Annotated in this window: 13 protein-coding genes and 1 pseudogene; 9 read left to right on the forward strand and 5 right to left on the reverse strand. The window is 35.1% G+C overall.

The window, feature by feature from the left end:
* Nucleotides 1-133 precede the first annotated feature (133 nt).
* From FFO06_RS19035 to FFO06_RS19070, 8 genes and pseudogenes are all read left to right on the forward strand, one after another.
* A pseudogene (locus FFO06_RS19035) lies at nt 134-433 on the forward strand (zinc ribbon domain-containing protein); the annotation flags it as partial.
* Nucleotides 434-639: 206 nt separating this feature from the next.
* Entirely contained in the window at nt 640-1,902 is a 1,263-nt protein-coding gene (locus FFO06_RS19040) for an ATP-grasp domain-containing protein (protein WP_137909438.1), read from the forward strand.
* 144 nt (nt 1,903-2,046) lie between these two features.
* Complete coding sequence (locus tag FFO06_RS19045; RefSeq protein WP_137909439.1) at nt 2,047-2,925, forward strand: succinate--CoA ligase subunit alpha; 879 nt, start codon at nt 2,047-2,049, stop codon at nt 2,923-2,925.
* Nucleotides 2,926-3,317: 392 nt separating this feature from the next.
* Entirely contained in the window at nt 3,318-6,668 is a 3,351-nt protein-coding gene (locus tag FFO06_RS19050) for a helicase-related protein (RefSeq protein WP_137909440.1), read from the forward strand.
* Between the two features lie 91 nt (nt 6,669-6,759).
* Complete coding sequence (locus FFO06_RS19055; RefSeq protein WP_137909441.1) at nt 6,760-7,743, forward strand: RpnC/YadD family protein; 984 nt, start codon at nt 6,760-6,762, stop codon at nt 7,741-7,743.
* 73 nt (nt 7,744-7,816) lie between these two features.
* Entirely contained in the window at nt 7,817-8,068 is a 252-nt protein-coding gene (locus tag FFO06_RS19060; RefSeq protein WP_137909442.1) for a hypothetical protein, read from the forward strand.
* 110 nt (nt 8,069-8,178) lie between these two features.
* On the forward strand, nt 8,179-10,884 hold the full coding sequence (locus FFO06_RS19065) for a DUF1156 domain-containing protein (RefSeq protein ID WP_137909443.1): 2,706 nt from the start codon (nt 8,179-8,181) through the stop codon (nt 10,882-10,884).
* 411 nt (nt 10,885-11,295) lie between these two features.
* Nucleotides 11,296-14,037, forward strand: a complete 2,742-nt coding sequence (locus tag FFO06_RS19070) for an ATP-binding protein (protein ID WP_137909444.1) — start codon at nt 11,296-11,298, stop codon at nt 14,035-14,037.
* A 121-nt stretch (nt 14,038-14,158) separates the two neighbouring features.
* On the opposite strand, the gene FFO06_RS19075 is transcribed toward FFO06_RS19070, so the two are convergent.
* Complete coding sequence (locus FFO06_RS19075) at nt 14,159-15,262, reverse strand: Rieske 2Fe-2S domain-containing protein (RefSeq protein ID WP_137909445.1); 1,104 nt, start codon at nt 15,260-15,262, stop codon at nt 14,159-14,161.
* Nucleotides 15,263-15,476: 214 nt separating this feature from the next.
* Here FFO06_RS19075 and FFO06_RS19080 point away from each other — a divergent pair, with 214 nt between their 5' ends.
* Nucleotides 15,477-16,397 carry a histone deacetylase family protein gene (locus tag FFO06_RS19080; protein ID WP_137909446.1) on the forward strand — a complete coding sequence of 307 codons (921 nt, stop codon included), beginning with the start codon at nt 15,477-15,479 and terminating at the stop codon, nt 16,395-16,397.
* Nucleotides 16,398-17,042: 645 nt separating this feature from the next.
* Here the strand turns inward: FFO06_RS19080 and FFO06_RS19085 are convergent.
* The 4 genes from FFO06_RS19085 to rpmI all read right to left on the reverse strand — a co-directional run bounded on the left by FFO06_RS19085 (nt 17,043) and on the right by rpmI (nt 19,122).
* A complete protein-coding gene (locus FFO06_RS19085; RefSeq protein WP_137909447.1) occupies nt 17,043-17,567 on the reverse strand; it encodes a tetratricopeptide repeat protein in 525 nt (174 codons plus the stop codon).
* An 87-nt stretch (nt 17,568-17,654) separates the two neighbouring features.
* On the reverse strand, nt 17,655-18,440 hold the full coding sequence (locus tag FFO06_RS19090; protein WP_137909448.1) for a transporter substrate-binding domain-containing protein: 786 nt from the start codon (nt 18,438-18,440) through the stop codon (nt 17,655-17,657).
* 108 nt (nt 18,441-18,548) lie between these two features.
* Entirely contained in the window at nt 18,549-18,905 is a 357-nt protein-coding gene (gene rplT, locus FFO06_RS19095) for a 50S ribosomal protein L20 (protein WP_028085520.1), read from the reverse strand.
* A gap of 19 nt (nt 18,906-18,924) precedes the next feature.
* Nucleotides 18,925-19,122 (reverse strand): 50S ribosomal protein L35, encoded by a 198-nt coding sequence (gene rpmI / locus FFO06_RS19100; protein ID WP_028090710.1) that lies wholly within the window; start codon nt 19,120-19,122, stop codon nt 18,925-18,927.
* Nucleotides 19,123-19,335: the final 213 nt, after the last annotated feature.

Genomic DNA, 19,335 nt, shown 5'->3' on the forward strand with positions numbered 1-19,335 from the left:
GAGCTTGGGGATTTTAGATTAGCAATTTTGGATTAGTTCCGCCCTGAAATTGTAGGGGTCAACGGCCGTTGCCCCCTACTTGTACCGAAAATTCCCAATCTAAAATCTAAAATCTAAAATCTAAAATCTAAAATCTAAAATTTCTTGGTCATTGTTTACTCAATGGTTAGAATATTTTGGTAAAGTCTATGGTCGTGTAATTGTATCAGTTGCACCACAATATACTTCTCAAAATTGTTCTAATTGCGGAGAAATAGTTAGAAAATCCCTATCAGTTAGAAGTCATGTTTGTAAATGTGGTTGTGTTCTCGACCGTGACCACAATGCTGCAATTAACATTCTCACTAAAGCACTAAGACAAAGTGGCTATGATTTAAGTACCGTCGGCCGGACGGAAACTAATAACGCTTGTGGAGAGATTACCCTCTGCTGAGACTTGGTAACAAGTTTGAGTAAGGTTGCTCATTGAAACAAGAATCACCGTCCCTCTATAGGGCGGGGAGCGTCAAAAATTAGACAATGGCAAAAGAAATTTTTCAGTTAACCAAAGCCAAATTCCATAATCTTCAGGATCGTGCAGAATATTAGATATTATCAAGAATATATAGCGTTGGAGTTGTCAATACAAGGTGTATCTCAATGGATTTATTGGAGTATCAAGTTAAAGAATGGTTTGGTAAAATCGGGATTCCTGTCCTACCATCCCAAAGAATAGATCATCCCACAGATTTAAAACGCTTAAAAATTCCTTACCCGATTGTGCTGAAATCCCAGGTACAAGGGGGGGAAAGAGAAAAAGCTGGTGGGGTGAGAATCGTAGAAACAACCATTGATGCCATAGCTGCGGCACAAAATATATTTAATCTACCAATTTGGGGACAATTCCCAGAAGTCTTATTGGCAGAATCAAAGTATGATGCTCAAGAGGAGTTTTATCTTGCTGTAGTTTTGGATACTGCGCTGTGTCGTCCCGTTTTATTGGGTTGTACAGAAGCAAATATTGACTGGGAAACAGCAGGAGAAAAATTCCAGCACGTGGTTGTTGAACAGGAATTTTCTGCATTTTACGCTCGACGACTGGCTTTGAAAATGGGTTTGCAGGGTACTTTGATGCAGTCTGTGAGCAATATTGTTGAGAAACTCTACCAGTTATTTATCCAGAAAGATTTAGACCTAGTAGAAATTAATCCTTTGGGTGTGAACTCAATGGGTCAGGTCATGGCTTTGAATGGTAAAATCAGGGTTAATGAGCGAGCTATTAACCGTCATCCTGAAATAGCTGACATGGCCGCAAAAATGGTTGGCCGTCGTCATGGTAGTCAAAAAAAGAACGACTTTTTAGGCAGTTGGGATAGCTTAGAAATGCCCGGTAAAATTGGTATCGTAGGTAACGGGAAAGGGTCTATATTCACAACATTGGATGCGGTTGTTTATGCAGGTGGTAAACCTGGTAAATGTGTCAACTTGCGTCATTCATTTATGAGTGATACTAAATCAACGACTTTTAGCGATCGCTTGATCAGTAGTTTGAAAACTTTGGCGGCAGATCAAAGTATTCAAGTTATTTTAATCAACTTTTTAGGAACTATTCCTCAACTTGACCAATTTCCCGAAATTATCAGTAAATTTCTGCAATTAGATAGAAGTGAAATCAGATCTGAGATGTCAATTGCTAATGGTAACAGTAACAAGGGTGAAAATCAGGTGAATTTACCCCATTTAGTTCTGCGTTTAGTTGGTTCTCAATTTAATGATGTTAAGGAATATCTAGCCACATTTAAAAACACCAATCAATCACTGGTACTTGTGGAAAATTTAGATGAAGCAGTTAAGGAAGCAGTTCGTTTAGTGAAATTACCTGAGGATAAAAAGAGGAACAGGGAAGTAAAAGTTAAAACTTAAAAGTTAAAACTTAAAAGTTAAAAATTAAAGCAATAATTCAGGTGATGGGATCCGGGGATGAAGGATTGTCATAGCTGATTACTTACAAGCTGATTACTTACAAATTGAATTACCTACCTACTGACAACTGACCACTAACAAATTATGAACTTAACACCAGAAAGTAAAGTTTTAATCCAGGGATTTTGTGAATTTATATCAGCAAATCATATTGCTCAAATGCAAGCTTATGGTACAAATTTGGTAGCTGGTGTCAATCCTGGACATGGTGGACAGCAAATATATAATCTACCAGTATTTGATTTAGTTGAGGAGGTTATTGCCAAATTTGGACAGATTGACACAACAATTATTTGTGTTCCACCGGATCAAGTTTTGGATGCAGCTTTAGAAGCAATAGCGTCTCATATCCCCCAAATTATTATTATCACTGCTGGTGTCCCACCTCTGGATATGGTGCAATTACTTAGGAAAACAGAAGCAGGTGAAACCCTAATTATCGGTCCAAATAGTCCGGGAATTATCGTTCCTGGGAAAATTCTGCTGGGTACTCACGAACGTGAATTTTATATCCCAGGTCCTGTGGGAATTGTCAGCCGTAGTAGTACCCTTACCTATGAAGTCGCTTGGGAGTTAACAAAGGTGGGTTTGGGACAGTCAATTAGTGTTAGTATTGGCAGTGATACTATTGTCGGTTCTTCATTTCTGCAATGGTTACAAATTCTCGATGAAGATGACACCACAGCAGCTATTGTTTTAATCGGTCAACCTGGAGGAGGAAGTGAAGAAGCAGCAGCAAAATATATTGCAGAAACAATTGATAAACCTGTAGTTGCTTATATTGCCGGTAGACACGCACCACCCACACAAAATTGGCAACAAACAGGAACTTTAGCCACTGTAATTGGACGTTCTGCTAATTTTGGCACGGTAGAAAGTAAATTGGCTGCTTTTAAGTCCCTAAAAATTCCCCTGGCCGATAGTCCGTCTCAAATTCCTGAATTACTGCAAAAGCTAATTTAACTAACATCTGCATATACTTAAAAAACTTGAGTCATAGATTTTACTTTTTCAGGACTAAGAAACTTCTGAAAAGCTTGGCGATCGCTTTTTGAGGAGAAATCACGAGATACTCAAAGAGTTGGTATTGCAATATCTATCTTCAGATAGATGACATCAGTTTTGTAAATGTTTTAGGACTTACGCACGAGTCACGGAATAGGGAATAACGAACCACAAAGGCACAGAGAACACAGAGAAATGAAAGTTTGAGGAATATTTTGCGTAAGTCCGCTATTTTTTCAATTATTTACTGTATAATTTCTATAGGTAAGTAAAGACAATAGAACCTACTTAGATCTTAATTCCCAAGCCATCAGGAATCAAGAATTTTGGCGATTTTAGAGGTATAAATCATGAAAATAGAACAGTTACAACCAGGAATCATTATTTGCGGGGATAAATTTCCTGAACCCGTAAAACTTTCATCATTTAAAATGATAGGGACTTCCAGGGTGAAAATAGAAGCTGTTGGGATTAATACTAATAAATATTATGATCCTGTTATTCCTATTCAAGAATTAATTGATCTCCAAGAACAAAAAGAAGCACAATTCCAATTTACAGGTAATTCTGAATCAGTATTTTTATATTTAGAGGGAACACGCATTCGCAATGCTTTTCAATTTGACCCCCTATATGGGATCAGTGCATCCCAAGTAGACCCATTACCCCATCAAATTGAGGCTATTTATCATTATATTCTTAAAAGTCCTAATATTCGTTTCTTATTAGCAGATGACCCCGGCGCTGGTAAAACTATTATGGGGGGATTATTGATTAAAGAATTAAAATATCGAGGTTTAGTAAATAGGGTATTAATCGTTGTTCCTGGTCACTTAAAAAATCAATGGCTACGAGAAATGAAAGATCGGTTTTCTGAAAGGTTTTCCATAGTTGACAGAGGAGTAATTAATGCTAATTGGAGTCAAAATGTTTGGACGGAATTTCCCCAAATTATTACCTCCCTTGATTTTATCAAACAAAATGATGTACAGTCAGCTTTTAACGATGCTAGATGGGACCTAGTTATCGTTGATGAAGCTCATAAAATGTCTGCTTACAAATATGGTGAGAAAATCAGTAAAACCGCACGTTATACCGTAGGAGAAACCCTATCTACTAATTCTAAATATTTAATTCTATTAACGGCTACACCCCATCGAGGAGATCCTGAAAATTTCAAATTATTTTTAGACCTACTCCAGCCTAACTTCTTTGCTAATACAGAAATGTTAGCAACTTCTATTGAGGATCAGGATAATCCTTTATTTTTACGTCGTTTAAAGGAAGATCTAAAAAACTTTGATGGTCAACCTTTATTTCTACCCCGGTTAGTGGAAACTATTAAATATTATCTGAATCAGGATGAGAAAAAACTTTATGATGCTGTCACTGATTATGTAGAAAAAAACTTTAACAAAGCTCTGCAAAAAGAAAAACGTAATGTTGCTTTTGCTTTAACTGTTCTCCAAAGACGTTTGGCTTCTAGTGTGCGAGCAGTTCTCAAATCTTTAGAACGTCGTCAACAACGCTTAGAAGATTTATATAAAAAAGGTACATTAATTCAGGATGGTCTCTATCATGAAGACTACTTAGAAGATTTAGAAGATGATAAACGTTACAATCAAGAAGAAGAATTACTAGCTAAATTAACCTCAGCAGAATCTTTAGATGAATTAAAGTTAGAAATTACTAGCTTAAAGTTTTTAGTTAAGTTAGCTAAAGCAGTAGAGAAGCAAGAAATTGAAACTAAACTCAATCGTCTCCGGGAAGTTTTAGAAGAAAGAAAAATCAGGGAAAGCGGCGAAAAATTATTAATTTTCACTGAGTCAAAAGACACCATGGAATACTTAGCTGAAAAAATGAAAAATTGGCAATACAGTGTTACTGTAATTCATGGTGGGTTAAATATGGATGCTCGGATTAAAGCTGAATATGAGTTTGAAAATAAAACTCAAATTATGGTAGCTACAGAAGCCGCAGGTGAAGGTATTAATCTACAATTTTGTTGGTTAATGGTTAATTATGATATTCCTTGGAATCCTAATCGCTTAGAACAAAGAATGGGTAGAATTCATCGCTATGGACAAAAACATCAAGTGCATATTTACAATTTAGTGGCTTTGGATACTAGGGAAGGTCAGGTTTTACAAAAGTTATTTGATAAGTTAGAAGCAATGAAAGAAGCTCTAGGAGATAGAGTTTTTGATGTTATTGGTGATGTTTTACAAGGTGCTAGTTTAAAGGATTTAATTTTAGAAGCTATTGCTAATAAAAGAACCATAGATGATATCTTAGCAGACATGGATAAAGTTCCAGATATGGAGGCAATTAATAAAGTTAAACAAGCTAGTTTAGAAGCCCTAGCTACTCGTCATATTGATTTATCTCACATTAATGAAGAACAGCGTACAGCTAAGGAAAATCGTCTTGTACCAGAATATATAGAAAGGTTCTTTTTACGAGCAACTAAACATTTAAAAATTAAGGTAGAAAAACGTCAAGATGGTTTTTGGCGCATTCCTAATGTACCCTTTGAGTTAAGAAATCAAAGCCATGAATTTAAACTTAAATATGGAGAAGTGCAACGAGAATATTTAAGATTTGGTTTTGATAAAAAAACCTCTTTCCAAGCAAAAGTAGAACTTGTTACCAGTGGTCATCCTTTAATGGAAGCAATTTTAGAGTATTTATTTAAACAATATCAAAAAGAAATAGATCAAGGTGCAGTTTTTTTAGATCCTGATGGTAAATGGGATGGTTTATTGTGGTTTATGTCTGGTGAAATTAAAGATGGTAATGGAGAAATAGCCGGACGCAAATTAGTGTGTTTATATCAAGACAAGTTAGATAATTTTCAAATTGTTAATCCTGCGGTGTTATGGGATTTAAAACCCAATGATGAATCTACAGAAATTATAGACAAATTAAGAGAAGAATTAAAGGTTAGCAATCTGAAATCTAAACTGGAAGATGCTATAGCTTATATTTTAGATAACTATTTAGACCCCTATCAACAAGAATTATTACAAAAACGGTTATCAGATGCTCAAATTAAGCGAAAATACGGATTAAAATCCATTGATGCTTTAATTTTAGAGTCAGAAGCTAAATTAACTGACTATGAAATTAGAAGAATCAAAGGTCATAATATTCCTGATGTCATTATGGGCAATGAACAGCGTCACCGTGATGATTTAGAACAGAAAAAACTCAAGTTAGAAAAAGATATCAGAGTAGAAACTAATCTTTATCTTTCCGAACCTGAGATTTTAAGCATTATTCAAGTCATACCAACAGCTACTAATTCTGAGCAACACAATAACAAAGAAATTGAATTAATTGGTATGAAAACTGCTATGGAATATGAGCAAAAAGAACAAAGAAATCCTGAAGATGTTTCTTTAAAAGATGTTGGTTATGACATTCGTTCCTGGGATAATTTAGGGAAATATCGTTATATTGAAGTTAAGGCTAGATCCAGTTCTGGGTCAATTTCTTTAACTCCCAATGAATGGGTCATGGCTAATCGTTTAGGGGATGAATATTGGCTTTATATTGTGGAAAATGCGGCAACTAATCCTAAATTACACAAAATTCAAAATCCTGCACTTTGTCTTAAACCTGATGAGGAAGTAAGTGTAATTCGTTATATTGTGAATGATTGGCGCTATCATGCTAATTGTCAACATTATCAGAGTTAGCTCCTTAAATACCCAACTTCTTAAAAAAGTCGGGTATCTGATATAATAATAGAATCATTAACCATCATTAATCAGGGAAAAAATAGTAATCATGACGGAAATTACAGCAAATTATGATGAAACATGGAAAGAAGCAATAGGAGAATATTTTGAATTATTCTTACAGTTCTTTTATCCAGAAATTCACCAACAAATTGACTGGAGTAAACAACCAATATCCTTAGATAAAGAATTGGAACAAATTACCGCCTCAAGTCAGACAGAAAAACGTTATGCAGATAAATTATTTCAAGTTAGTTTATTAAATAATGAAATAATTTGGATTTTGATTCATATAGAAGTGCAAAGTCAATATGATAAACAATTTTCCCAAAGAATGTTTATCTATAATTATCGCTCTTATGATTTATTTCATAAACCAGTAATTAGTTTAGCAATATTAGGAGATGAAAACAAAAATTGGCGACCAAATAGTTATGAATACGGTTTAGGTAATAGTCGAGTCAAAATGGAATTTAGTATAGTCAAACTATTAGATTATGAATGGGAATATTTGAACACAAATGATAATCTCTTTGCTACAATAGTCATGGCACATCTGAAAACCAAAGCTACCACTAGTAATTTAACTGCAAGAGAACAATGGAAATGGAGTTTGGTTAGAGCATTATATCAAAGAGGCTTAACTAGGTTTGATATTATTAATCTAGTCAAGATCATTGATAAAATGATGACTTTACCACTACCATTACAAACAGCATTTGAAACCAAATTAGATGATTACGAACAGGAGTTAAATATGCCATTCCTCAGCACTATCGAAGAAAACGCCCAAGCCAAAGGTAAGGAAATTGGTAAGGAAATTGGTAAGGAAATTGGTGCTAGAAAAACTCGTCAAGATGACATTATCAAAATCCTCTCTAGCAGATTTGCTAATCTTCCAGAAAAAATAATCTATACTATCAAGCAAATTGATGATATGTCTATCCTGGAAAATTTACTTTTACCCAGTATTCAGGTTAACTCTGTAGAGGAATTTCAGCAGTTAATTGATTCTTATGTAACGCAAAATTAACCAAATTCAGATCTCCGACTTCTTTAAGAAATTGGGGATTTGAAACCTAGATGATTACGAACAGGAGTTAAATATGCCATTCCTCAGCACTATCGAAGAAAACGCCCAAGCCAAAGGTAAGGAAATTGGTGCTAGAAAAACTTGCCAAGAAAACATTATCAAAATCCTCTCTAGCAGATTTGCTAATCTTCCAGAAAAGATGATCTATACTATCAAGGAAATTGATGATATGTCTATCCTGGAAAATTTACTTTTACCTAGTATTCAGGTTAACTCTGTAGAGGAATTTCAGCAGTTAATTGATTCTTATGTAACGCAAAATTAACCAGAAATCTGAACCAGATCCCCCCCACTTGTGAGATAATTTGGGGATCTGAAAACTTCACAACCAACAAAATCACTACCAAAATCACTACCAAAATCACTACCAAAACCATGAACCAAGCAGCTATCGAACAATCATTCCCTATCCAAGAAGTTAGCGAATATTCCGCTAAAGAAAAAAACATTAGACATGGACATATTTCTACCTTACATATTTGGTGGTCAAGAAAACCCTTAGCTGCTTCCCGTGCTACTATTTATGCTGCTTTAGTTCCCGCTTTTACAGCATCAGAAATGAACCAGAAAAATCAATTTATTGCAGAACTTTCTAAATGGGAAAATGCTAATAATCAAGAATTATTAAATCAAGCTAGGGCGGATATTTTACAAGCTCATGGTGGTATTCCTCCCAAGGTTTTAGACCCCTTTTCTGGTGGTGGTTCTATTCCTTTAGAAGCGTTAAGATTGGGTTGTGAAACCTTCGCTAATGATTTAAACCCTGTAGCGGTTTTAATTGAAAAAGCTACTTTAGAATTTCCCCAAAAATATGGACAATTAAAAACTAGAATATTTAAGGAAACTACAGGAGGAGAAACTCCACAAACCTATAATCCTCTATTGGAAGATGTGAAAAAATGGGGTAATTGGGTATTAGAAACAGCCAAGAAGGAAATCGGTAAATTTTACCCCCATGAAACCGATGGACGCATCCCTGTAGGTTATTATTGGATGAGAACGGTTACTTGTCAAAATCCTGATTGTAGGGTAGAAATTCCCTTAACTTCTAATCTGTGGTTAGCTAAAAAAGATCATAAAAAAGTTGCTTTAAAAATTATTCCGATTATTCATGAATCAGGAAATAATCAAATTGATTTTGCAATTGTGGAAAATGATAATATTGATTTTGATCCTGCAACGGGTACGGTAGCAAGAGCTAAGGTTATTTGTCCCTGTTGTGGTAGTAGTTTAACTGACAAAGATACCAGAAAACAATTTATAGATGGTATTGCTAGTCAAAGAATGGTAGCGGTAGTTTTACACAATCCTAAACAATCTGGTAAAACCTATCGGTTAGCAACTGCTGAAGATATGGAAATATTTAATCATGCTCAATCTTATTTAGAATCTAAGCGCAATGAGTTATGGGATAAGTGGGGTATTGATCCTGTTCCTGATGAAGAATTACCTTTAATGAGTGGTGTTTTTAATGTTCCTTTATATGGTATGAATACCTGGGGATCTTTATTTAATTCCCGTCAACAATTGGCTTTAATTACGTTTGCTGATGCGGTAAAACAAGCTCATCAATTAATTTTACAAGAAGGTTATGATGAAGATTATGCAAAAGCGATCGCTACTTATTTGGCCTTAGGATTAAATAGAACAGCAGATAGAAATTCTGTTATTGCTTCATGGGATGTAACTAGAGAAAGCACTAGAAACACTTTTGCAAGACAAGCACTTCCTATGACTTGGGATTACGCTGAAACTAATGTATTAGGTGATTCAACTGGTAATTTTTTATCATCAACTGAATGGATTTGTTTAGTTGCTAAACATTGCTTAGAATTTATGGTTAATAACGTTGCAACAACAACTCAATCATCAGCTACAAATTTACCCTATCCTGATAATTATTTTGATGCAATTATCACAGATCCTCCCTATTATAACAGTGTTCCTTATGCTGATTTATCAGATTTTTTCTATGTTTGGTTATCAAGAATCATTGGTGAATATTACCCTGAATTATTTGCCACTCCTCTCACTCCTAAATCTGAAGAAATTACGGAAATGAAAGGTTGGGATAGTGCTAGATATAGTAATAAAAATCAACAATTTTTTGAAGAAAAAATTGGTCAAGCATTTCAAGAAATTTCCCGCACTTTAAAACCATTAGGAATAGCTGTCATTGTTTTTGCCCATAAATCTACAGATGCTTGGGAAACTATTATTAACGCACTTTCCAAAGCCAATTTATATTTAACTTCAAGTATTCCTCTACATACAGAAATGAAAAATAGATTAAGAGGACAAGAGTCAGCAGCATTAGCATCATCAATATATATGGTATGTCGTAAACGCACCAGTGCAGAAACAGCTTATTTTGAAGAAATAGAAACCGAAATACAGGAAAAGATCCAAGAAAGATTAGAGCATTTTTGGAGTCAAGGAATCAGCGGTAGTGATTTCTTTATTTCTGCTATTGGTCCTGCATTAGAAATAGTGGGAAAATATGCGACTGTGGAAACCTACGCAGGAGAGACCATAGCAGCAGCAACTCTATTAGAATTTATCCGTAAGACCGTTAGTGAATACGCATTAACTAAAATTCTCAAAAACCCCCAAGAACTAGGAGGAATTGACCCCCAAACCCGATTTTATTTACTATGGCGCTGGACATTTGGTAATAGTAAAGTCATATTTGACGAAGGACGAAAATTAGCCTCAGCTTGTGGTATAGAAATTACGGAATATTGGAATAAGGGATTTATTAAGAAAGATAAAGAATTTATTACTGTCCTCAGTCCCAAGGACAGAGATAAAAAATTTATTGACCAAGAAAAACTAGAAAACATGATTGATATCCTGCATCAAATGTTATTATTATGGGAGAAGAATAATAGAGAGAAAATTACAGAACTTTTAACCAACACGGGACAATTAAACAATAATGCCTTTTGGCAAGTAGCACAATCTATTTCTGAAGTATTACCAGATGGTGATAAGGAGAAGCAAATGTTACAAGGTTTACTTTATGGACGGGAAAGTTATCAAAAGGGAGGAAATGAAGGTAAACAATTAGGGTTATTTTAATCAGGGTTGTTGGAAAATTATTACACCTCTTTTCTATGGGGAGAGGATCTGAAGTCCGTAGGTTGGGTAGAACGAAGTGAAACCCAACAAAAGCTAACAAATAATACAGCAGTTCCCGGTGTTATCAGGTACATATCTAGCGGGCAAGATGCCCGCACCACAAGAGTTTCATGATTCAACTTTGTACCTTATTAGCGCGGAAAACGCTGTAACTTACAAATGTTGGGTTTCGTTCCTCAACCCAACCTACGGTAAATATAAGTAGGTAAACGGAAAAAAACCGACATAAGTAACGAAAAGTAAAGTTACCCAAAACCTGTTCCCTGTTCCCAGTTAAGAGTTCCCTTGTCATAACGACAATTTTTAACGCCAACCTACTTAGTCAATCAAAAATCAACAGGAGAAAAAACAATGACATTACCAGCATGGTGGAATATTGCCACCCCAACAAAAGAAATTTGTGACGGGACATTTAACGAATCATCCTTTGCTGTGGATATTGCAGAAGTGGTTAAAGGTACAGCACCCCAAGAATATTTAGACCCTCGCTTATTCTTTGCAAAAACCTATTTAACTAGCGGTTTACAAAAATTAATTTGTAACGTTTTAAGCTGCATAACTAATAGTACAGGAGATAAGGTTATTCAACTACAAACCCCCTTTGGTGGTGGTAAAACCCATTCTTTATTAGCAATTTATCATCTAGTTAAATCATTTCATGAAGTTAATCATTTACCACAAATTCAATCTTTAGCAAATAATTTATCCATTCCCCATACCAAGGTAGCGGTATTTTTAGGCACAGAAGCAGATGTGATTAATGGGAAAACTCCCTGGGGAGAAATAGCAGAACAACTGGGTTGTTATCATTTAATTAAAGACCATGACCAAAAACGTATTGCTCCCGGAAAAGAGATTTTAAGAGAAATCATCAAACAAAGTGGCTCAGTTTTGATTTTAATAGATGAATTATTAGCATATATTACCAAAGCTAATGAATTAGAAAAACAGGAAAAAATTGCCCAAGGACAAACGTTAGTATTTTTACAAGAAATTACGGAGGTCATTGCTGCTTCTAGTAATTCCGTATTAATTTTAACCTTACCAAAAAGTGATTTAGAAAAATTTGATGAGGCCGCAACTAGAGCATTATCTCAATTAGAAAAAGTATCGGGTAGAGTAGAGAGTATTTATGTACCTGTAGATGGTATAGAAATTTATGAAGTTGTCAGAAAACGGTTATTTGACAATATAGGAGATATTAACCAACATAAACAAACAGCAGAAACCTATTTTCGTCTTTATCAACAATTAGGTAATGATGTACCCTCGGAAGTTAAAGAACTTAGCTATCGGACTAAAATAGAACAAGCTTATCCATTTCATCCCGAATTGATAGATATTTTGTATGAAAGATGGGGTTCGTTTCCTAAATTTCAACGGACTAGAGGAGTATTAAGACTATTAGCAGAAGTGATTAAGGACATTTATAAAAAAGGTGCAGACCCTTTAATTCAATCATCACAAATAAATCTGGCAAATCCCATATTAAAGCGAGAACTAATTAAACATATTGGTGATCCATTTGATAGTATTATTACTTCTGATATTATGGGTAAATCTCAACAGATTGATAGAGATATGGGGAGTGAATATGAAAAATATAATATTGCGTCTAAATTAGCAACGGGAGTATTTTTCTATTCTTTTAGCGGTTCAGACAGAAGAGGAGTTAATTTATCTTGGTTGAGAATAGCCCTACTTAATGATAATATTCCTGCCATGATCATTGGAGATGCTATAGCTAAATTAGCAGATAATCTTTGGTATTTTCATGAGGAAAAACGTCTTTATAGCTTTAAAAATGAACCCAATTTAAACCGGGTTATTGTTGATAAGGAGCAGTTAATTGATGATGAACAAATTACAGATAAATTACGGGAATTAATCAAAGCACAGCCTAAGGGTAAATTTTTTGAAACCCATATTTGGAAAGAGTCTAAGGATATTCCTGATCATACTAAGTTTAAATTAGTGATTTTACATCCTAATTATAAAAAGGGAGATCAGGAAACTGAGCAATTTATCCAGGAATTATTTAGCAATACTTCTTTTCGCGTTTATAAAAATACTGTATTTTTAGTAATTGCAGATGCTAATAGTTATGTAACACTAGAAACCAGATTAAAACGTTATCTAGCGTTAACTGCTATCACTGAAGATCAAGACCTGAAAAAGAATCTTTCCTTATCATCTAAAACTGATTTACAGAACAAACTGAAACAAGCGGAAAAAGACATAGTAGATGGTTTGATTGTAGCTTATCGTCATCTAGCATGGTGTGGTCAAAATACTATAGATTATAATGATTTTAGTACAGCTACAAAAGCAGAAGGTAATTCTTGGCTAGAACGGGTAGAAAATCACCTCAAACATCAACGATCAATTAATGCTAAGATTGCAGCAAATGTACTTTTAAATAAAGGATTGAGTGTTAATGAAACTGAGAAAAGTTTACAGGATATTTATAATAACTTTCTGAGAACTCCTGGACATAAACCGTTATTAGAAAATGAATCAGTCATTTTAGAAGCAGTGAAAACAGGAGTTAAAGAGGGTAAATTGGGGATTAGATTTAATGGTCAACTTTATTATCAAGATGACGACGACAATCTGAATGAAATCACATTAGCAGCTATTGTAGTACGTCCTGAAATTGCTCAAAAGGAAAAAGCACAGTTACAAACTCAATCTGATGATCATGGAAATTCCCATAGTAGTGAAACCACAGAAAATATCAGTCAAACCTCGTCTGGTAATGCAACTAATTCAACAGTCGAAAATTCTGTAGTCAATTCTGGTAAAGTTGAAACTGCAACGGGAACTTATCATGTCAATTCTACCAATGAACCCAAAACTACCAAAGTTAAAAAAGTCAAATTTAAAGCAGATATACCCTGGGCTAAACTATCACATATAATCCGTGGTGTAATTACACCATTGCAAGCAGGAGAATCTAATATTAAAATCACCATTGAAATTGAAGCAGAATCAATTCAGGGTTATGACCATCATATACTAGACAATACAGTTAAAGAAACCCTAAGACAATTGGATTCAAAAATTTTGAATTGGGAAGAAGATGAAAAATAATCATCAGGAGAGAATGAGGGTGGGGTATGGAGCAAAATCCAGTCCCCTCTCCTTCACAAGGGGAGGGTTAGGGTGGGGTATGGAGCAAAATCCAGTCCCCTAGTTATTAACTAGTTATTAACTAGTCATTAACTAATTCATCTCGCCATTTTTCCCGTTTTTCTCTCTCTTCACGCACTTCTTCCTCCCTTTCCTTTTCCCTGGGTAATAGCCAAGTTTCATGGGTGAGAGGTTTTTGTCGTTCCAAATGGTTAATAAACTGGATAATTGACAAATCAGCTTTAATAGGATTTTTTAAATAAAACCGCATAGTTTGTAATATTTTATCATGATTTTTAAGTAAGCGATCGCTAATTCTTTTTCCTAGCCGTAGTATCAATTTATTAATCAACTTTCCGAACATACCTTGACGTTTTTTGCACATTAATAATGTTTGTCCTTGAGTTTTTCCTCCCGGTAAGATCCGAGTGGTAAATATTATGTGTAGATGGGTTAAATCATTACCAAAGGAAATTATACTCGTTGTACCATACCAATAACAAATACTATAACTCAGGGAACTATTAAAAAACCTACGGTAGAGTTTTAACCAAAATGACTTACTAGTAATATTGGTAATTGTATTAAAAATAATCGCATTTTGATTGAGTTCTTGTTTCTCCAAAACCATCTTTAATGGCAATTTATAAACTATATTAATTTGTTGTGTATCAATACCCTGAAGAAGTAGTACATGAGGATGACAATTAATACTAAATTCCCCACCGAGAGCAAAATCAAATTCTTGATTTTCCCAATCTAAAATAAAAGGTAAGGGTTGTTGTGGAGTTTCCCCAGTCCATACCCAAATTATGCCATATTGTTCCGCGACTGGCCAAGTTTTAGCTTTAACAGCTATGGGTTCATCTAAATCGGGAACATCAACACAAATACCTTCTGCATCAAATTTCCAACGATGTAAAACACAGCGTAATTCATTACCTTCAATTTTACCTTGAGCTAAACTTGTACCCATGTGCGGACAGTAAGCATCTAAAATAATCGCGCGTCTGTCTTGACCTCGATATACTACCAAATCTCTCCCCAAAATTGTCACGGGTTTCACCTCACCCACAAACAAAGATTGAGAAGGTAATACCCAATACCAACCTTCAACAAAACTTGCTGATTGATTGAAAATTTTAGGTTTACGAACTGAGTTAAAATTATCTATATTTGTGTTCATGTTTAGGGTTTGACTTGCAGTGAAGCAGTTAGTCTATACCTATCATGAACAACCCTAAAAAACAGTTATCTTGAGTACCGTCAGTTGGGAGTTGACAATTAACCAGAACCTACCCAACTAACATAATATATTAATATATAATTAACATATAACCTCAAAAAGTTTCCTAACCCTGCCATAATTATCTAATCTTGCAGCTGCTAAATGTATAAATATGTTACAAGTTATTTATTCTGAGGAGTTTTTAAACCACAAAACTGGCATCTACCACCCAGAAAAACCAGCCCGGTTAACAGCTATAGTTGATGCTTTAAAAACTGCGAGTTTTGCGGAAAAGATTACCTGGAAACTACCTACACCAGTTATATCAAAACCCTCTTTAATGTCTTGGCTAGAAGGTGTTCATTCTACAACTTATATTAACAAAGTTAAAAATATCGCTGCTAATGGTGGTGGTTATTTAGACAGGGATACTCCCGTTTCTCCCCGTAGTTATGATGTCGCTTTGTTAGCGGTTAGTGCTTGGTTGGATGCAGTTGATATAGTTATTAATACAGCAGATCCGGCTTTTGTCTTAGCGCGTCCACCTGGACATCATGCGGTCAGTGATACGGGCATGGGTTTTTGTTTATTTTCCAATGCAGCGATCGCAGCCTTTTACGCTTTACAACAACCCGGAATTAAGCGCGTTGCTATCCTAGATTGGGATGTACATCACGGTAATGGTACGGAAGCAATAGTCGAAACTCACCCACAAATTGCTTATATTTCTCTTCACCAGTATCCAGCTTATCCCGGTACAGGGGATGCTTCACAACAGGGTTTACACAATAATGTGTTAAATTTACCTATTCCTCCTGGTAGTGATATTACTGTCTATCAACCCCTATGGGAAAAAGATATATTACCATTTTTAACCAATTTTTCCCCAGATTTACTAATTGTCAGCGCTGGTTATGATGCTAATACTAATGATCCTTTAGCAAGTATGAATTTACAACCAGAAGATTTTAGTTTATTTACAGAATATTGTTTGAGTATAACCAGAAAAATTATGTTTGGTTTAGAAGGAGGTTATGATTTACCAAGTCTTGCTAAATCAGTAATTGCTACTATTCAAACCTGTGTTAGTTAGTCTTTTTTAAGCATTTTTTACTAGTTCAATATTCCACTACATTTAAGACTTTATTACCTACAGAATAACGATATAAGTTCCATGGTTAGTACCAAGAGAATTTAGTAAAATTTATTACCTTTACTATGTTTTGGGTAAAGGGAATTAGTTGTAATTTTTACTTTAATTTTACTGGAAATGTTTTTCTGTATTTTACCTCACTGAATATAGTGAAAATTGAACAAATTTTTGATAATAAAACTTTGTTATCATGTCATGAAAGAGCTAAAGTTTTGTTAAGATATAACTGCTGGGAATTTCCTAAATAGTACCAGTAGTTATCTAAAGTTCAGAAGGTGAACAAATGACCACCTATATTTTTTTTGATCAGGCGCTCCAAATGCTGACCACTGCTTTTTTCGCATCAGTAATTATACTAATGACATTTTCTAGTATAGGTTTAGCAGTGATTGAAACAATTGAAAAGACGCGAGACAGCTAAAAATACGCTTCAAACTAGGGACAGGGCTGAGAAAAAGTCTGATAGTATTTAGTTTCATGGACAAAATCTCATCTACAATCTGTCACCATAAACAGAATCATCTGCGTTTATCTGCGTTTAATTCTGAATTTTTGTCCCTCACTTGAATGGGAATTGCCATAAAACTAAACAGAAACTAAGCGACGCAAAGACTCAGCCCGACGTTTAGCAACGGCGTTATTAGGTGCTAATTTGAGGGTGGCTTCATACATTTCTAACGCTTGAGCATTCAATTTTTTCTTCTCATAAGCGTGTCCGAGATTATTTAGGGCTGATACATAGTCTGGGTTCAATTTGATAGCTTCTTTATACTGACGAATTGCTAAATCATATTGTTCTTGAGCAAAATAAACATATCCCAAGCCGTTGTAAATGGGAGCAATAGATTCTTCTCCCTCTTCTTCGGCTGCTTTTAGAGCTTTTTGAAATAGGACTATGGCTTGGCTAAATACTTTTTTTTCTGAATAAATACTAGCTAATTCATAGTATTCTTGAGCAGTGCCTTTTTCTTTAGTTAATTTGTTTTTTAACTTGTTGAGGGAGTTTTCAAGTTTCCGAGTTTTGAATACTTGACGAAAAACACTTACACCAGCAAATGCCAGTAAACCAACAAAAGTTGAGAGATAAATGATGACTAAATTGTTATCCATTGTCTACAAATACTGATTAAATTAAAGTCTGTTAGGTCATAGATATCTGACTTCTTGAAGCAGTTAGGGATCTTCATTGATTAATTACTACAATCCCCAATATTCTATCCTTTCTTTTAGCCAACCTGTAACTGTATAACGGGCAATGGCTTCATTTACTTTACGTCTTAATTCATCATATTGCAATCCTTTGGGCATAACTACAGATAATGGTTCTGCTGATAATTTAGTTACTAGTATATGATACTGAGGATATGCTTGCACCCAACCACTAAGAACGCTAAAATCCGCAGCAAAACCATCTACTTGATTATTTTCTATTTTTTCCCACCCTTGCCGGTAGGAATTGACGGCGATTAATTGAGCAGATGGTGTAAAATATTTTAAGTAGGGTATAGTGCTAGAGTGGTTGAGAACCGCTATTTTCCGGTTTCCTACATCTTTTAATTCTTGAATAGATGTATTTTTTGTAACTATTGCCGCACCATCATAATAGTAGGGAACACTGAAGCTAATCATGCGAGAACGTGATGCTGTTGCTGTCACCCCAGCGATAGCTAAATCAACTTGCTGATTAAATACTACAGGTAAGCGATCGCTATTAGCTACTGGTTGCAATTTTACAGCATCGGCTTTTCCTAATAAATCACTGGCTAAACGCTGGGCTAAATCAATTTCTAACCCCTGTAAATTGCCTTGATCATCCCTAAAACCTAGAGGACGGAGGTTATCTTTAACTGCTAGATTTAGATAGCCTCGCTGCTGAATTTCCGCCATTGTTCCCGCCGATACAGTCAAGTTGCCACCTAAAAAAAATAGGCAAACCATCAATAACAAGGTAGCGGATAATACCAGATGTAACTTCTTCATCATTGCCCAGGGTTTTACTCCAATTAAAAACTGCAAAAAACTTCTTGATTTTTAATTTTCAATTTTCCGAAGTGGCCATTTGTTACATCCGTTATTCATCCGTTGCCACCTTTATCTGTTAACTGATTGTGCCAACTCTGCAATTTTAGCAAAACTTGCCGGATCAAGAATTGCCAATTGTGCCAACATTTTGCGATTTAGTTCCACATTGGCCTTTTTCAAATTGCCAATTAAACGGCTGTAGCTTAAACCGTGTTGTCTGGAAGCTGCATTAATACGTGCTATCCACAGACGACGAAAATCACGCTTTTTCTTTTTGCGATCGCGGTAAGCGCTTCTTAGCGCCTTCATTACCTGTTGATTAGCAGTTCTAAACAAAGTGGAATGAGAACCACGAAAACCTTTAGCTAATTTGAGAATTTTATTGCGGCGTTTACGAGCTACATTACCGCGTTTTACCCGAGTCATATCTTAGTACCTGTGTCTTTTACAAATATGGAAGCATTAAGCGCACGTTCTCTTCGTCCCGTTCATGAACAACTGCCATTTTTGACATATTGCTCTTTTTGCTAGAAGATTTATGCTCTAATAAGTGATTTTTGAAAGGTTTACGGCGGACAATTTTACCGCTACCGGTGGCGCGGAATCTCTTGGCCGCAGCCTTGCGAGTCTTTAGTTTAGGCATGGGATGGCTTTAATTCAACACAATCTACTATTATATACGAGAAAAGGCAAATTGTATGCCCCATTGGCAATATCGGCAAGGATTCCCAAAATATTTTACTTGAGGACTTGACAAGGCGAAAATTTTCGTTTACACTAATGTTAAGAGTAGAAATCTGTCCGCGCATATATATTAAACTTTTCAACTATTAACATCATTATTTTCATTCATCTG

It is taken from the genome of Dolichospermum planctonicum (assembly GCF_005402965.1).
Taxonomy (GTDB): Bacteria; Cyanobacteriota; Cyanobacteriia; order Cyanobacteriales; family Nostocaceae; genus Dolichospermum; species Dolichospermum planctonicum.

Bases quoted from the DNA above. Each gene is read 5' to 3' on its own strand.
- FFO06_RS19080 (WP_137909446.1), top strand. From the start codon at position 15,477: ATGTTACAAGTTATTTATTCTGAGGAGTTTTTAAACCACAAAACTGGC.
- rplT (WP_028085520.1), bottom strand. From the start codon at position 18,905: ATGACTCGGGTAAAACGCGGTAATGTAGCTCGTAAACGCCGCAATAAA.
- rpmI (WP_028090710.1), bottom strand. From the start codon at position 19,122: ATGCCTAAACTAAAGACTCGCAAGGCTGCGGCCAAGAGATTCCGCGCC.
- FFO06_RS19090 (WP_137909448.1), bottom strand. From the start codon at position 18,440: ATGATGAAGAAGTTACATCTGGTATTATCCGCTACCTTGTTATTGATG.
- FFO06_RS19085 (WP_137909447.1), bottom strand. From the start codon at position 17,567: ATGGATAACAATTTAGTCATCATTTATCTCTCAACTTTTGTTGGTTTA.
- FFO06_RS19050 (WP_137909440.1), top strand. From the start codon at position 3,318: ATGAAAATAGAACAGTTACAACCAGGAATCATTATTTGCGGGGATAAA.
- FFO06_RS19055 (WP_137909441.1), top strand. From the start codon at position 6,760: ATGACGGAAATTACAGCAAATTATGATGAAACATGGAAAGAAGCAATA.
- FFO06_RS19060 (WP_137909442.1), top strand. From the start codon at position 7,817: ATGCCATTCCTCAGCACTATCGAAGAAAACGCCCAAGCCAAAGGTAAG.
- FFO06_RS19045 (WP_137909439.1), top strand. From the start codon at position 2,047: ATGAACTTAACACCAGAAAGTAAAGTTTTAATCCAGGGATTTTGTGAA.
- FFO06_RS19065 (WP_137909443.1), top strand. From the start codon at position 8,179: ATGAACCAAGCAGCTATCGAACAATCATTCCCTATCCAAGAAGTTAGC.
- FFO06_RS19040 (WP_137909438.1), top strand. From the start codon at position 640: ATGGATTTATTGGAGTATCAAGTTAAAGAATGGTTTGGTAAAATCGGG.
- FFO06_RS19075 (WP_137909445.1), bottom strand. From the start codon at position 15,262: ATGAACACAAATATAGATAATTTTAACTCAGTTCGTAAACCTAAAATT.
- FFO06_RS19070 (WP_137909444.1), top strand. From the start codon at position 11,296: ATGACATTACCAGCATGGTGGAATATTGCCACCCCAACAAAAGAAATT.